Here is a 15355-nt window from a genome sequence, read left to right as displayed (position 1 = left end):
CGTGCGCGAATCTTCATTGCCCGAGTGGCGCTGGTGCCGTTTCGACGAGCTGAACGTCTTCGAACTGGAAGCGATCTACCGCGCCCGACAAACAGTGTTCTCGATCGAACAGGCCTGCGTATATCTCGACGCCGACGGCTTCGACAGCGCGTCGTTTCACCTCGCCGGGTGGTCGGCGGACCGCTCGATGCCCTTGGCGTATGCGCGTGTCGTGCACCCCGGCCAGAAGTACGTCGAACCGTCGATCGGGCGGGTGATCACGATCGATGCAGCGCGTGGCACGGGCCTGGGCCGCGAACTCGTGCGGCGTGCGGTGGCGCATTGCCAGGATGCATTCCCCCGCCAAGGCATTCGCATCTCGGCGCAGACGCGGCTCGAGGCGTTCTACGCCAGCTTCGGCTTTCAGCCCGTCGGCGAGCCCTACATGGAAGACGGCATTCCGCACACCGAGATGCTGCTGCCGGGTTGACTCAGCCGGGCGAAGTGGCGGCCTCCAACCTGGCGAGCCACTGCATCGCGTGCTCGCGGCTGGCGCCGCACATCTCCACCGACGGCTGCAGGCCTGAACAGCACGCCGGGCGCTCGGGCCGGCCGAAGATCAGGCAGCGGTTCTCTGCGTCGAGCTGCACGCAGCGAACACCCGCGGGCTTTCCGCCCGGCATGCCGGGAATCGGGCTCGAGATCGAAGGGGCGGTACAGCACGCGCCGCAGGCGGGTCGGCATTCCATGGCGCGAGCGTAACAAACGGGTCTCGTGCACAACCAGCCGCCCGAACCCTTCGGGTGACTTCCCCAGGCCCGCTGCCTACAATCCCCGTCTGCTCAAAAATCAGGCAATCCGATGTTGTTCCCGAAGCAATTCGACGTGATCGTGGTCGGCGGTGGCCACGCCGGCACCGAGGCCGCGCTCGCCGCTGCGCGCATGGGCGCGGCCACGCTGCTGCTCACGCACAACATCGAGACACTCGGGCAGATGAGCTGCAACCCGTCGATCGGCGGCATCGGCAAGGGTCATCTGGTCAAGGAAGTCGATGCGCTGGGCGGCGCGATGGCCGCCGCTACCGACGAGGCCGGTATCCAGTTCCGCATCCTGAACGGCTCGAAAGGGCCTGCCGTGCGCGCCACGCGAGCGCAGGCCGACCGCATCCTGTACAAGGCGGCGATCCGCAAGCGCCTGGAGAATCAGCCGAACCTGTGGCTGTTTCAAGGCGCGTGCGATGACCTGATTCTGGAAGGTGGCCGAATCGCGGGGGCTGTCACGCAAGTGGGCATACGCTTCATGGCGCGCGCCGTGGTGTTGACCGCCGGTACTTTTCTCGACGGCAAGATCCACGTCGGCCTGGAAAGCCACAGCGCCGGCCGCGCTGGCGACCCGCCGGCGGTGGCGTTGTCTTCGCGGCTGAAGGAGCTGAAGCTGCCACAAGGCCGGCTCAAGACCGGCACGCCGCCGCGGCTCGACGGCCGCTCGATCAACTTCGCTGCCTTGACCGCCCAGCCGGGCGATGGCGTGCCGGGCGCCAATGGCTCACCCGCCGCCGAGCCGATGCCGGTGTTCAGCTTCATGGGCCGAGCCGAGCAGCATCCGCAGCAAGTGCCCTGCTGGATCACGCATACCAACGAGCGCACGCACGCGATCATCCGCTCGGGTTTCGACCGCAGCCCGATGTTCACGGGCTTGATCGACGGCGTGGGGCCACGCTACTGCCCGAGCATCGAAGACAAGGTGAATCGCTTCGCCGACAAGGACTCACACCAGATCTTTCTGGAGCCTGAAGGCCTGACGACGCACGAGTTTTATCCGAACGGCATTTCAACCTCGCTGCCCTTCGACATCCAGCTCGCCGCGGTGCGCAGCATGGTGGGCCTGGAAGAGGCGCACATCCTGCGGCCGGGTTACGCGATCGAGTACGACTACTTCGACCCACGCGAGCTGAAGGCCAGCTTCGAGACGCGCGGCGTCGAAGGTTTGTTTTTTGCCGGCCAGATCAACGGGACGACGGGATACGAAGAGGCTGCAGCGCAAGGGCTGTTCGCCGGCATCAACGCTGCGCTGCAGGTGCGCGGCGACCCGGCGTGGCTGCCGCGCCGCGACCAGGCCTACATCGGCGTGCTGGTCGACGACCTGATCACCAAGGGCGTGACCGAGCCTTACCGCATGTTCACGAGCCGCGCCGAGTTCCGCCTGCAGCTGCGCGAAGACAACGCCGACATGCGGCTGACCGAAGCCGGCCGCGCGATGGGCCTGGTGGACGACGCTCGCTGGTCGGCCTTCAACCGCAAGCGTGATGCGGTGGCGCGCGAAGTCGAACGGCTGAAGCAGACCTGGGTGCGCCCTGCGGTCTTGCCCGACGAGCATGCGCAGCGCTTGCTCGGCACCACCATCGAACACGAGTACAGCCTCGCCGAACTGCTGACACGGCCCGACGTCGGGTTCGATCAAGTCGCCGAGGTAGCGCAGATTGCATCGCCAGACGCTGCTGTTTCACGTGAAACACTGCAGGCGGAATTCGGCGCTGCGCTCGCCGACACGGTGATCGAGCAAGTCCAGATCAGCATCAAGTACGCGGGCTACATCGACAAGCAGAACCGTGACGTGGAGCGCAGCGCGCACTTCGAGAGCTTGCCGCTGCCGGAAAACATCGACTACGGGCTTGTTCAGGCGCTGTCGTTCGAGGCGCGCCAGAAGCTGGCCAAACACCGGCCAGAAACGCTCGGGCAAGCCTCGCGGATCTCGGGCATCACGCCGGCCTCGATTTCGCTGCTGCTCGTGCACCTTAAAAAGGGGCGTTTCAAGGGCTTTGCCCAGCACGACGCGCGCCCGGCAGATGCAACCGCCTGAGGCGCCAGCCGCAGCTCGCCGGGAAGCGCTCGCCGAGATCGGCGACGCCTTGGCGCTCGAGCTGACCACGGCGCAGGCCGACACCCTGCTCGCCTACCTGGCCCTGCTGCAGCGCTGGAATGCCACCTACAACTTGACAGCCGTGCGTGACCCGGCGCAGATGCTGACGCAGCACCTGGCCGACTGCCTGGCCGTCGTCGGCCCGCTGCGCCGGCAGCTCGACGCCAGCCAGGCGCGGCGGATTCTCGACGTGGGCAGCGGCGGCGGCTTGCCCGGTGTCGTGATCGCGGCCCTGAACCCGGGCGTTCAAGTCACCTGCGTCGACACGGTCGGAAAGAAGGCGGCATTCGTACGCCAGACCGCCGGTGAGCTCGGCCTGAAGGACCTGACCGCCGAGCACGCCCGCGTCGAACAACTCAAATCCGCGCCCTTCGACGTGATCGTTTCTCGTGCTTTCGCTTCGCTGAGCGACTTCACGCGCCTGACCGGCGCGCTCCTTGCGCCGGGCGGCGTCTGGATGGCGATGAAAGGCAAGCTGCCCGACGAAGAAATCGCCGCACTCGGACCCGGGCTGGAAGTGTTTCACGTGGAACAGCTGTTGGTCCCAGGCCTGCAAGCGGAGCGTTGCCTGGTCTGGATTCGGCCACGAACCCCGTCTCTATAATCGCCCTGCCCCCAAGAGCGGAATCCCCGTCCTTGCCTGCTGACCACAGCTCTCGGCCGCTTTCGCGCCACTTTGCCCACCTGTAGCACGCCCATGGCCAGAATTTTCTGCATCGCCAATCAGAAGGGCGGAGTCGGCAAGACCACCACCACGGTCAACCTGGCCGCAGGGCTGAGCAGAATCGGCAAACGCGTTCTGGTGGTCGACCTCGATCCGCAGGGCAATGCCACGATGGGGTCGGGTGTCGACAAACGTGCGCTCGGCTTGAGCGTCTACGACGTGCTCCTCGGAAACGCGTCGATCGCCGAAGCCCGCGTCGCCAGCGAGAAGGCCGGCTACGACGTGCTCGGCGCCAACCGAGAACTGGCGGGTGCCGAGGTGGAACTGGTGCAGCTCGAGCGCCGCGACAAACGCCTGCGCGACGCGCTTCAGGCGGTGCAATCCGACTACGACTTCGTGCTGATCGATTGCCCCCCGTCGCTGAGCATGCTCACGCTCAACGGCTTGTGCAGCGCCCACGGGGTCGTCGTGCCGATGCAATGCGAGTACTTTGCGCTCGAAGGCCTGAGCGACCTCGTGAACACGATCAAGCAGGTGCACGCCAACCTGAACCCCGAGCTCGAAATCATCGGCCTGCTGCGTGTCATGTTCGACCCGCGCATCACCCTGCAGCAGCAGGTGAGTGAGCAGCTCAAGGCCCACTTCGGCGACAAGGTGTTCAACACCGTGATTCCGCGCAACGTGCGCCTGGCCGAAGCGCCGAGCTACGGGATGCCGGGCGTGGTGTTCGACCCGGCCTCCAAGGGTGCGCAGGCGTTTGTCGAGTTCGCCCAGGAAATGTCGCAGCGCCTCGGTGCTGCATGAGCTTGCACGGGCTCAACCCGACAATCGACCCGGCGCTGCTCAGCCGGATCGAAGACGCCGGGCTGAACGCGAGCGCACCCCCGCAACAACGCTGGCTCGACGGTTGGCTGGTGCGTCTCTCGCCCGGCAAGGCCAAGCGCGCTCGCTGCATCAACGCGGTGGCTGCAGGCCGCCTGCCGATCGACGAACGCCTGAAAGCCTGTGATGCGGTGTTCGCCGAGGCCGGCCTGCCGATGATCGTGCGCATCACGCCGTTCACCTTGCCCGAGGGGCTCGACACGTTGCTGGCCCGCCAGGGGCTGAAGCGGTTCGACGACACACGGGTCATGGTTCTGGCCGATCTGGCAAGCCTGGCGGATGCGGCGATTCCGCCCGACGCGGAGTTCCACGCCACCGGTCTGGAAGCCTTCGCGCAACGGGTCGGCAGCCTGCGTGGCTCGCCACTTTCACAGCGCCAGGCGCACGGTCAGCGCTTGCTGAACTCGCCAGTACCGTTTCACGCTGTCGAAATGCACGTGGGCTCGGAACTCGTTGCTTGCGGTCAGTTCGCGATCGAAGGACCGCTGGTGGGTCTTTACGACGTGTTCACCGCAGCGACATCACGCGGCCGCGGATACGCTGGCCACTTGTGCCGGCACCTGCTGCAGCTAGCGCACACTCGCGGCGCACGCCATGCCTACCTTCAGGTCGATGGCGACAACCACGCCGCACGGACGGTGTATGAGCGCCTCGGGTTCACCGACGCCTACGCTTACCACTATCGCGCACGCGATCCTTCGGCGGCGTGAGCTTCGGGCGCTACAGCCCGAGCGATTCGTCCAGGCCCAGGTGCACGTTCATCGACTGCACGGCGGCACCACTGGCACCCTTGCCCAGGTTGTCGAGCCGGGCCATCAGAATCACCTGGCTGTCGTTGGCGAACACGAAGATGTCGACACGGTTGGTGTCGTTGCAGGCCTGCACATCGAAGAAGCCCGCTTCGATCGCCGCCGGGTCGCGCAGCGGCATCACACGGACAAAGCGCTCGCCGGCGTAGCGCTTTTCGAACACGCCTTGAACGTCCTGGGCCGTGCACGCCGAGCCCAACTGTGAAAGGTGTAAGGGCACGCTCACCGACAAACCCTTGTAGAACCTGCCCACGATCGGCATGAAAACCGGCTTGGTGGTCAAACCGGTGTGGGTCATCATCTCTGGAACGTGCTTGTGCGCGAGCGTCAGGCCATACGGCCGGGGCGAGTCGAGCTGCGCGTCACCACCCGCTTCGTACTGCTCGATCATCTTCTTGCCGCCACCGGAGTACCCGGTGATCGAGCTGGCAGAAATCGGTAGCGCCGGCGGCACCAGCCCGGCATCGACCAGTGGCCGCAGCAGCAGGATGAACGCCGAGGCATGGCAGCCGGGGTTCGAAATGCGCTTGCCGGTGCGAATCAGCGCACGCTGCCCTGGCGCCAACTCGGGCAAGCCGTAAGCCCAGCCGGGCGTGGTGCGGTGCGCCGTGCTGGCGTCGATCAGGCAGGTGTTGGGGTTGGTGACCAGCGCGGCCGCCTCTTTGGCCGCCACGTCGGGCAGGCACAGAAAGGCCACGTCGGCGGCGTTCAGCAGGCGCGCGCGTTCGGCCGCGTCCTTGCGCTTGTCGGCGTCGATGCGCAGCACTTCGATGTCGCTGCGCTGCGCGAGATACTCGTGAATGCGCAGGCCGGTGGTGCCCTCCTGGCCATCGACGAACGCGCGGTATTTCATGACTTTCACCCCTGCTTCGAAACTCCAACAAGCATAAACCACCACGATGACACTGCCCGATGTTTCGCCCTTGCGCGTCTTGTTGTTGCCGGGTTGGCAGAACTCGGGGCCGGGCCATTGGCAGACTCGCTGGGAAGAGCTTCACGGCCACCAGCGCGTCGAACAGGACGACTGGCTGTGGCCCAAACGCGGCGACTGGATGGCGCGTCTCGACGACGTGCTGTCGCAGAGCGAGACGCCTGCCGTGCTGGTTGCGCACAGCCTCGGCTGCCAGCTCGTCGCCGCGTGGGCGGCGCACTCGCAGCACACGGCGCGCGTCAAGGCGGCCTTGCTGGTCGCCCCACCCGACCCCGAGCGCGAAGACATGCCGCCGCATCTCTACAACTGGCGACCGGTCGTGCGCGAGCGGCTGCCTTTCGCGAGCCTGGTCGTGAGCAGCAGTGACGACCCGTACTGCAGCCCGAGCCGCGCCGCGGAGATGGCGGCCGACTGGGGCAGCGACTCGGCCACCCTCGGCGCGCGCGGCCACATCAACGGCGACTCGGGTCTCGGTGACTGGCCAGAAGGCCACGCGATGCTGCGGGCGCTGATCGGGCTGGCGGCGTGATCGTCCACAATTGTCGCCATGGTCACCAAGAAACCCAAAGGCCTCGGCCTCGGCCTCGAAGCGCTGCTCGGCCCGCGTGTCAAGGATGCCGATGAGCTCGCGAGCAGCACCCCGAGCGGCGCGCCGCACACGCTGAAGCTCACGCAACTGCAGGCGGGCAAGTACCAGCCGCGCACGCGCATGGACGAAGGCTCGTTGTACGAGCTGGCCGAGAGCATCAAGGCGCAAGGCGTGATGCAGCCGATCCTCGTGCGCCCGGTCGCACCGGGCCGCTACGAGATCATCGCCGGCGAGCGCCGCATGCGCGCGGCAAAGCTCGCGGGGCTCGACGACGTGCCGGTGCTGGTCCGCGAGGTGCCCGACGAAGCCGCGGCCGCGATGGCATTGATCGAGAACATCCAACGCGAAGACCTGAACCCGCTCGAAGAAGCGCAGGGCCTGAAGCGGCTGACCGACGAGTTCGGCCTCACGCACGAGCAGGCCGCGCAGTCGGTCGGGCGCTCGCGCAGCGCCGCGAGCAACCTGCTGCGCTTGTTGAACCTGACCGAGCCGGTGCAGCAGATGCTGATGGCCGGCGACATCGACATGGGCCACGCGCGCGCGCTGTTGCCGCTCGAAGGCGCACAGCAGATCTTGAGCGCGACCGAGATCGTCGCCAGGAAGCTGAGCGTGCGCGAGGCCGAGAGACTGGTCGCGCGCGCCGGCACCACGACCGGCCGGCAGACACCGCTGTTGCGCGCGAAGAACGGAAAGAGCCGCGACCTGCAACGCATCGAACAGGAGTTGTCCGACACCTTGACGGCTGCCGTCGAAGTGCGCGTCAAGAAGCGCACGAAGAAGGGCGAACAAGGCGAAATCGCCATCGCCTTCGGCTCCCTCGAAGAGCTCAATGGCCTGCTCGACAAGCTGGGCTTGGGCGCCCGCTGAGTTCGGCTTCGCGCGCAAGCGCACTGCGCGGAACTTTGGCGAACCAGGCAAGCTCAGCCACACAGGCGGCATGTCAACGCACTCATCTTCGGCACGTTGTTTGCTAATCATTCATGATGCAAACGAATCCCGAATTTGAGCGGTGATGGGCCTTTTACTCCGGGCACCGGCAGGCGCAGAATGAAAGAAGCTTGAGACACACAACCCGCTGATGAACGGAAAGCTCTGATGGCGCCCGCCGGGTGTCATCAGAACTTCCCCAGACGGTGAAGGGCATGCGACGCCCCGATCCGCCTCCTAGTACGCCACAGGAGATCAGCATGGATGTGATCAGCAATTTCGCCGCCCGCTTCGAACGCAGCCGCGAAGAAGAACTCTCGATCGAGGACTACCTCGCCGAGTGCAAGCGCAACCCGGTAGCGTATGCCACCGCCGCCGAGCGCATGCTCAAGGCCATCGGCGACCCGAAGATGGTCGACACGCGCAACGAGCCGCGCTTGTCACGCATCTTCGCCAACAAACTCATCAAGATCTACCCCGCCTTCGCCGAGTTCTACGGCATGGAAGACGCCATCGAGCAGGTGGTCTCGTACTTCCGCCACGCCGCACAAGGCCTCGAAGAAAAGAAGCAGATCCTCTATCTGCTGGGGCCCGTGGGCGGTGGCAAGAGCTCGATCGCCGAACGCCTGAAGCTGCTGATGGAACAGGTGCCGTTCTACGCCATCAAGGGCTCACCGGTGAACGAATCGCCACTCGGCCTGTTCGACCCGGTGGAAGACGGTGCGCTGCTCGAAAAAGAATTCGGCATTCCGCGCCGCTACCTGAACCGCATCATGAGCCCGTGGGCCGTGAAACGGCTCGAAGAGTACGGCGGCGACATCCGCCAATTCAAGGTCGTGAAGCGTTACCCGAGCGTGCTCAAGCAGGTCGGCGTGAGCAAGACCGAACCGGGCGACGAGAACAACCAGGACATCTCGGCGCTCGTCGGCAAGGTCGACATCCGCAAGCTCGAAACCTTTGCGCAAGACGACCCCGACGCCTACAGCTTCTCGGGTGGCCTGTGCCTGGCCAACCAGGGCCTGCTCGAGTTCGTTGAAATGTTCAAGGCGCCGATCAAGGTGCTGCACCCGCTGCTCACGGCCACGCAGGAAGGCAACTTCAAGGGCACCGAAGGTTTCGGCGCCATTCCGTTCGACGGCATCGTGCTCGCGCACAGCAACGAAAGCGAGTGGAAGACCTTCCGCAACAACAAGAACAACGAAGCCTTCCTCGACCGCATCTACATCGTGAAGGTGCCCTATTGCCTGCGCGTGAGTGAAGAGGTCAAGATCTACGAAAAGCTGCTGCGCGGCTCGTCGCTGGCCGAAGCCAAGTGCGCGCCCGGCACGCTGAAGATGATGAGCCAGTTCGCGATGCTCACGCGCCTGAAGGAGCCCGAGAACTCGTCGCTGTATTCGAAAATGCAGATCTACGACGGCGACAACCTGAAAGACACCGACCCGCGCGCCAAGAGCTACCAGGAGTACCGCGACTACGCCGGCGTCGACGAAGGCATGAGCGGCGTGTCGACCCGCTTCGCGTTCAAGATCCTGTCGAAGGTCTTCAACTTCGACAGCGCCGAAGTGGCCGCGAACCCGGTGCACCTGATGTACGTGCTCGAACAGCAGATCGAGCGCGAGCAGTTCCCGGCCGAGACCGAGCAGAAGTACCTCGGCTTCATCAAAGAGCACCTGTCGGCACGCTACGCCGAGTTCATCGGCAAGGAAATCCAGACCGCGTACCTCGAGAGCTACAGCGAGTACGGGCAGAACATCTTCGACCGCTACGTGACCTACGCCGACTACTGGATCCAGGACCAGGAATACCGCGACACCGACACCGGCGAGGTCTTCGACCGCGCTTCGCTGAACGCCGAGCTCGAGAAGATCGAGAAGCCCGCCGGCATCAGCAACCCGAAAGACTTCCGCAACGAGATCGTCAACTTCGTGCTGCGCGCGCGGGCCAACAACGCCGGCCACAACCCGGTGTGGTCGAGCTACGAAAAGCTGCGCACGGTGATCGAGAAGAAGATGTTCTCGAACACCGAAGAGCTGTTGCCGGTGATCAGCTTCAACGCGAAGGCGAGTGCCGACGAAGCCAAGAAGCACGAGAACTTCGTGAACCGCATGGTCGACAAGGGCTACACGGCCAAACAAGTGCGCTTGTTGTGCGAGTGGTATCTGCGCGTGCGCAAGAGCAGCTGATCGCTGACACGCCACCCACGGAGAACGCATGCTCCAGCAGATCATTGATCGGCGCCTGGCGGGCAAGAACAAGTCCATCGGCAACCGCGAGCGCTTCCTGCGCCGCCACCACAACCAGGTGCGCGACGCGGTGCGCCGCGCCGTCGACGCGCGCGGCATTCGCGACATGGAGCGTGGTGAAGACATCCACATCCCGAAGCGCGACATCAGCGAGCCGGTGTTCGGCCACGGCCAGGGCGGCACGCGCGAGATGGTGCACCCCGGCAACCAGGAATACATGACCGGTGACCAGATCGAGCGCCCCAAGGGTGGCGGCGGCAAAGGTGGCGGCAAGGGTGAAGCGAGCGATTCCGGCGAAGGTGACGACGACTTCGTCTTTCACCTGACCAAAGAAGAATTCATGCAGATCTTTTTCGACGACCTGGCGCTGCCCCGGCTGACGCAGACCCAGCTCGCCGAAACGCCGGAATGGAAAAGCCACCGCGCCGGTTTCGTCAGCGATGGCACGCCCAGCAACCTGAGCGTGGTGCGCTCGATGCGCGGCGCGATCGGCCGGCGCCTGGCGATCGGCGCCGGCTCGCGCGGCGAACTTCGTGCGCTCGAAGACGAGCTCGAAGAAGTGCTGGCGCAGCCGGTGAGCGCACTGCGCGACGCCCGCCGTGCCGAGCTGGTAGAGCGCATCGGCGCGCTGAAGAACCGCCTCTCACGCATCCCCTACCTCGACCCGATCGACCTGCGCTTTCGCAGCCGCGTGAAGGTGCCGGTGCCCACCACCAAGGCGGTCATGTTCTGCCTGATGGACGTGTCGGGTTCGATGGACGAAGGCCGCAAGGAATTGTCGAAGCGCTTCTTCATCCTGCTCTACCTTTTTCTCACACGCCACTACGACAAGATCGATCTGGTCTTCATTCGCCACCACACGCAGGCGCAAGAGGTCGACGAAGAAAACTTCTTCCACGCCCGCGAAACCGGCGGCACGGTGGTGTCGAGCGCGCTGGTGCTGATGGACGAGATCATCAAGGCCCGCTACTCGCCGAGCGAATGGAACATCTACGGCGCGCAGGCCAGCGACGGTGACAACTGGCACCACGACAGCGGCCGCTGCCGCGAGCTGCTGACCGAGCAGTTGCTGCCGGCCTGCCGCTACTTCGCCTACGTGCAGGTGGCCGACGAAGAGCAGAACCTCTGGGAAGAGTACACACGCCTGCAGGAAACCCACCCGCACTTCGCGATGCGCAAGGTCACCGAGGCGTCGCAGATCTACCCGGTGTTCCGCGAGCTCTTCAAGAAAGAAGGGGCGGCCTCTTGAACCAGGAGACAGCATGAGCGGCTTCCCCGGCGAACGCAGGATCAACGTCGGCCCGCCGCCGCCCTTCATGGGCGACCGCCGCAAGTCGGAGCGCAAGCCGCTGCTGGCGCCTTTGCCGGCCGGCCCGCGGCCGGCAGCGAAGCTGCCCGACCCGAGCGACTGGAGCTTCGAGCTGATCGAGCAATACCACGAGGTCATCCGCGCCACGGCACGCCGCTTCGGCCTGGACACCTACCCGAACCAGCTCGAGATCATCACCTCCGAGCAGATGATGGACGCCTACGCGTCGGTCGGCATGCCGGTGAACTACCGCCACTGGAGCTACGGCAAGGAGTTCATCGCCAACGAGAAGAACTACAAGCGCGGGCAGATGGGGCTGGCCTACGAGATCGTCATCAATTCCGACCCGTGCATCAGCTACCTGATGGAAGAAAACACCACTGCGATGCAGGCGCTGGTGATCGCGCACGCGGCTTATGGCCACAACAGCTTCTTCAAGGGCAACTACCTCTTCAAGCTCTGGACCGACGCATCGTCGATCATCGACTACCTGGTCTACTCGAAGAACTACATCGCCGAATGCGAAGAGCAGTACGGCCTCGGCCCGGTCGAAGAATTGCTCGACAGCTGCCACGCACTGCAGAACTACGGCGTCGACCGCTACCGCCGGCCCAGCAAACTCTCGTTCGCCGAAGAAACCGCGCGCCGCAAGGACCGTCTCGAGCACGCCCAGTCGCAGGTCAACGACATCTGGCGCACCCTGCCCAGAAAGGCCGAGAAGGCCGAAGACGTGGCCAACACCAAGCGCTTCCCGGCCGAGCTGCAGGAGAACATCCTCTACTTCATCGAAAAGAACGCGCCGCTGCTCGAACCCTGGCAGCGCGAGATCGTGCGCATCGTGCGCAAGATCGCGCAGTACTTCTACCCGCAGCGCCAGACGCAGGTCATGAACGAAGGCTGGGCCACGTTCTGGCACCACCACCTGCTCAACACCATGTACGACGACGGCTACCTCACCGACGGCGTGATGATCGAGTGGCTCAAGTCGCACACCAACGTGGTCTACCAGCCGCCGGTGGGGCACCGCGCCTACAGCGGCATCAACCCGTATGCGCTCGGTTTTGCGATGTACACCGACATCAAGCGCATCTGCGAAAACCCGACCGCCGAAGACCGCGAGTGGTTCCCGAGTTTCGCTGGCGCGCCCTGGCTGCCGACACTCGACCACGCCATGCGCAACTTCAAGGACGAGAGCTTCATCGGCCAGTACCTGTCACCGAAGCTGATGCGCGACATGCGACTGTTCGCGATCCTCGACGACGAAAAATCGGAAACGCTGGCGGTCTCGGCGATCCACGACGACTCGGGTTTCCGGCGCGTGCGCGAAGCGCTCTCGCACCAGTACGACCTGAGCTCGCGCGAACCCGACATCCAGGTCTGGAACGTGAACCTGCGCGGCGACCGCTCGCTCACGCTGCGCCACACGCGCCACAACAACCGGCCGCTGCACGAAGGCTCGCAAGAAGTGCTGAAGCACGTGGCGCGGCTTTGGGGCTTCGGTGTGCACCTTGAAAGTGTGGACGCCGCCGGCACCGTGGCTCAGCACCTCACGGTACCTGCCCCGAACCACTGATGAGGCGCCCGGTGGCGGCAGCCGCCACCGGGTGCGGGTCTCAGAGCGAGAAGATCTTCCCCGGGTTCATGATGTTCTTCGGGTCGAGCGCACGTTTCAGCGTGCGCATCATCTCGACCGTGCCGGCGCCGGTTTCGTCGATCAGGAAGCCCTGCTTGTGCAGGCCGATGCCGTGCTCGCCGGTGCAGGTGCCGTCGAATGCGATGGCCCGCGCCACCACCGCGTCGTTGAGCCGCTCGGCGGTTTCACGCTCCGCGGGAATGGCCGGGTCGACGAGGTAGGCGATGTGGAAGTTGCCGTCACCCACGTGGCCGACGATGTAGTGCTGCAGGCCCGCCGCTTCGGCTTCTTCTGACGCCTGCGTCACGCACGCGGCCAGGTGCGAGATCGGCACGCAGGTGTCGGTGGTGACGGTGCGGCAACCCGGCTTCAGCTGCAGGCCGGCGAAGTAGGCGTGGTGGCGGGCCGTCCAGAGTTTGGTGCGCTCTTCCGGCGTGGTCGCCCACTCGAAGCCGGCGCCACCGAATTCGCTCGCGATCTCTTGCACGCTCGCGGCCTGCTCTTTCACGCTCGCATCGCTGCCGTGAAACTCCATCAGCAGCATCGGCGCTTCAGTCAGCGTGAGCTTGTCGTGCCGGTTCACGGCGCGCACCGCGTGGGCGTCGAGCAGCTCGCAGCGGGCGATCGGTATGCCCATCTGGATGATCTGGATCGTGGTGCGCACGGCCGCGTCGATGCTCGGGAAAGTGCAGGTCGCGGCCGAGATCGCTTCGGGCAGCGGGAACAGGCGCAGCGTGATCTCGGTCATCACGCCGAGCGTGCCTTCGCTGCCCACCATCAGGCGCGTCAGGTCGTAGCCGGCCGACGACTTGCGCGCGCGCGTGCCGGTGTGGATGATCTCGCCGCTGGCGGTCACGACCGTCAGGCCGAGCACGTTCTCGCGCATCGTGCCGTAGCGCACCGCGTTCGTGCCGCTGGCGCGCGTGGCGCTCATACCGCCCAGGCTGGCGTCGGCGCCCGGGTCGATCGGAAAGAACAGGCCGGTGTGGCGGATCTCGTTGTTGAGCTGCATGCGCGTCACACCAGCCTGCACGGTGACGGTCAGGTCTTCGGGCTGGATCGCCACCAGCTTGTTCATGCGCGACAGGTCGATGCTCACGCCGCCCTGCACCGCCAGCAAGTGGCCTTCGAGCGACGAACCGGTGCCGAACGGGATCACCGGCACCCCGTGCCGGGCCGCGAGCTTCACGACCTCGGCCACGTCTTCGGTGCTCTCGCAATACACCACGGCTTCGGGTGGCGGCGCATCGAAGGGTGACTCGTCGCGGCCATGCTGCTCGCGCACCGCCATGGCGGTGGAGCAGCGTGCGCCGAAGCGCGATTGCAGCGCATCGAGCATCGCCGCGGGCATGGGCCGCGGTTCGAGGCGCGGCAACAGGTGGGCGGGCAGGGGTGCATTCATGGTCTTGTCTCCGTGGCCACGCGGCGCTGGCCTGAAGCGCATTGTGCCCATGCTTGATTCGGTGGGCTAGCATCGCTGCCATGGCCAACCGACTCACTCAGATCGCAACCCGCACCGGCGACGACGGCACCACCGGCCTCGGCGACGGCACCCGTGTGCCCAAGGACCACCTGCGCGTGCAGGCCATGGGCGACGTCGACGAACTCAACTCGACGCTCGGCGTGCTGCTCGCCGAACCGCTGCCGGGCGACGTGCGCGAACTGCTGGTCGTGATCCAGCACGAGCTCTTCAACCTCGGCGGCGAGCTGTCGATCCCGGGTTACGAACTGCTCAAAGCCGAAGCGGTGATCCGCCTCGACGAGGCATTGGCGCACTACAACGCCGCCTTGCCGCGCCTGAAGGAATTCATTCTGCCGGCCGGCACGCGCAGCGCGGCCATCGCGCATGTGGGCCGCACGATCGCACGACGCGCCGAGCGGGCCGTGGTCGCGCTCACGGCGGTCGACACCGTGCGCGCCGAACCGCGCCACTACCTGAACCGGCTGAGCGACCTGCTGTTCGTGCTGGCCCGCGTGCTCAACCGCGCCAATCTCGACGGGCTGGGCGGGGACGACGTGTACTGGAAGAGCGAGCGGCTGGCGCGCGACGCTGACTAGCGCGCGGGCGCCGCGGCTCGAAAGCCGCTTACGCCGCCGGCGTGTTCAGCACCGCGCTGAACTCTTCCATGCTGAGAAAGCCGTCCTTGTTGGTGTCGAGATCGTCGAACTTCAGCGCGATCGCGGGCAGGTGGCCGGCTTCTTCACGCGAGAGCCGGCCGTCGTTGTTGGCGTCGGCACGGTTGAACGCCGCCTCGACGGCCAGGCGCGCCCGGGCACTGGGCTCGTTGGCCGCAGGCTGCGACTGTGCAAGAGCAGCCACCGAGGCACCCGCCAGCAAGGCTGCCGCGAAGGCAGCCGGCAGGAACGGGAATCGCTGGTTCATGAAGATCTCCTGAGGCACGGGCTGAACCTGCATTGGACCGTCACCACCTGCCCCGGGGCCAGCACAATTTCCCGGCCTTACCGGGGT

At 65.5% G+C, this 15355-nt stretch carries 15 protein-coding genes; 11 read left to right on the top strand and 4 right to left on the bottom strand.

Features of this window, described 5'->3' with window-relative positions; translation table 11 throughout:
- Position 1: 1 nt before the first annotated feature.
- Positions 2-469 (top strand): GNAT family N-acetyltransferase, encoded by a 468-nt coding sequence (locus tag AC30PD_RS18860; RefSeq protein WP_489537219.1) that lies wholly within the window; start codon positions 2-4, stop codon positions 467-469.
- Between the two features lies 1 nt (position 470).
- Here the strand turns inward: AC30PD_RS18860 and AC30PD_RS18855 are convergent, their stop codons facing one another.
- A complete protein-coding gene (locus AC30PD_RS18855; protein WP_489537218.1) occupies positions 471-728 on the bottom strand; it encodes a YkgJ family cysteine cluster protein in 258 nt (85 codons plus the stop codon).
- Between the two features lie 112 nt (positions 729-840).
- Between AC30PD_RS18855 and mnmG the strand changes: the two genes are divergently transcribed.
- From mnmG to AC30PD_RS18835, 4 genes are all read left to right on the top strand, one after another.
- Positions 841-2838: a tRNA uridine-5-carboxymethylaminomethyl(34) synthesis enzyme MnmG gene (gene mnmG, locus AC30PD_RS18850; protein ID WP_489537217.1), complete on the top strand. Its 1998-nt coding sequence runs from the start codon at positions 841-843 to the stop codon at positions 2836-2838.
- Complete coding sequence (gene rsmG, locus AC30PD_RS18845; protein ID WP_489537216.1) at positions 2825-3502, top strand: 16S rRNA (guanine(527)-N(7))-methyltransferase RsmG; 678 nt, start codon at positions 2825-2827, stop codon at positions 3500-3502. Before mnmG ends, rsmG begins: the two co-directional genes overlap by 14 nt.
- Positions 3503-3595: 93 nt before the next feature.
- On the top strand, positions 3596-4366 hold the full coding sequence (locus tag AC30PD_RS18840) for a ParA family protein (RefSeq protein WP_489537215.1): 771 nt from the start codon (positions 3596-3598) through the stop codon (positions 4364-4366).
- Positions 4363-5154, top strand: coding sequence for a GNAT family N-acetyltransferase (locus AC30PD_RS18835; protein WP_489537214.1), 792 nt, complete (start codon positions 4363-4365; stop codon positions 5152-5154). Before AC30PD_RS18840 ends, AC30PD_RS18835 begins: the two co-directional genes overlap by 4 nt.
- 10 nt (positions 5155-5164) lie before the next feature.
- Here the strand turns inward: AC30PD_RS18835 and argC are convergent, their stop codons facing one another.
- Positions 5165-6106 (bottom strand): N-acetyl-gamma-glutamyl-phosphate reductase, encoded by a 942-nt coding sequence (gene argC, locus AC30PD_RS18830; RefSeq protein WP_489537213.1) that lies wholly within the window; start codon positions 6104-6106, stop codon positions 5165-5167.
- A 46-nt stretch (positions 6107-6152) separates the two neighbouring features.
- On the opposite strand from argC, the gene AC30PD_RS18825 reads away from it, so the two are divergent.
- From AC30PD_RS18825 to AC30PD_RS18805, 5 genes are all read left to right on the top strand, one after another.
- Positions 6153-6713 carry an RBBP9/YdeN family alpha/beta hydrolase gene (locus AC30PD_RS18825; RefSeq protein ID WP_489537212.1) on the top strand — a complete coding sequence of 187 codons (561 nt, stop codon included), beginning with the start codon at positions 6153-6155 and terminating at the stop codon, positions 6711-6713.
- A gap of 18 nt (positions 6714-6731) precedes the next feature.
- Entirely contained in the window at positions 6732-7640 is a 909-nt protein-coding gene (locus AC30PD_RS18820) for a ParB/RepB/Spo0J family partition protein (RefSeq protein ID WP_489537211.1), read from the top strand.
- 320 nt (positions 7641-7960) lie between these two features.
- The gene (locus tag AC30PD_RS18815; RefSeq protein ID WP_489537210.1) at positions 7961-9883 is read left to right on the top strand and encodes a PrkA family serine protein kinase; all 1923 of its coding nucleotides are present in this window, start codon (positions 7961-7963) and stop codon (positions 9881-9883) included.
- A gap of 28 nt (positions 9884-9911) precedes the next feature.
- The gene (locus AC30PD_RS18810) at positions 9912-11192 is read left to right on the top strand and encodes a YeaH/YhbH family protein (RefSeq protein ID WP_489537209.1); all 1281 of its coding nucleotides are present in this window, start codon (positions 9912-9914) and stop codon (positions 11190-11192) included.
- 13 nt (positions 11193-11205) lie between these two features.
- Positions 11206-12825 (top strand): SpoVR family protein, encoded by a 1620-nt coding sequence (locus tag AC30PD_RS18805; protein WP_489537208.1) that lies wholly within the window; start codon positions 11206-11208, stop codon positions 12823-12825.
- 40 nt (positions 12826-12865) lie between these two features.
- Here the strand turns inward: AC30PD_RS18805 and AC30PD_RS18800 are convergent, their stop codons facing one another.
- Positions 12866-14287 (bottom strand): FAD-binding oxidoreductase, encoded by a 1422-nt coding sequence (locus AC30PD_RS18800; protein WP_489537207.1) that lies wholly within the window; start codon positions 14285-14287, stop codon positions 12866-12868.
- Positions 14288-14367: 80 nt separating this feature from the next.
- On the opposite strand from AC30PD_RS18800, the gene AC30PD_RS18795 reads away from it, so the two are divergent.
- Positions 14368-14943 (top strand): cob(I)yrinic acid a,c-diamide adenosyltransferase, encoded by a 576-nt coding sequence (locus AC30PD_RS18795; RefSeq protein WP_489537206.1) that lies wholly within the window; start codon positions 14368-14370, stop codon positions 14941-14943.
- A gap of 28 nt (positions 14944-14971) precedes the next feature.
- Here the strand turns inward: AC30PD_RS18795 and AC30PD_RS18790 are convergent, their stop codons facing one another.
- Entirely contained in the window at positions 14972-15268 is a 297-nt protein-coding gene (locus AC30PD_RS18790) for a calcium-binding protein (RefSeq protein ID WP_489537205.1), read from the bottom strand.
- Positions 15269-15355 lie beyond the last annotated feature (87 nt).

The sequence above is a fragment of the Rhizobacter sp. genome (assembly GCF_032229685.1).
Classification (GTDB): Bacteria; Pseudomonadota; Gammaproteobacteria; order Burkholderiales; family Burkholderiaceae_C; genus LMDS01.
This window is presented reverse-complemented; position numbering and strand designations above follow the sequence as displayed.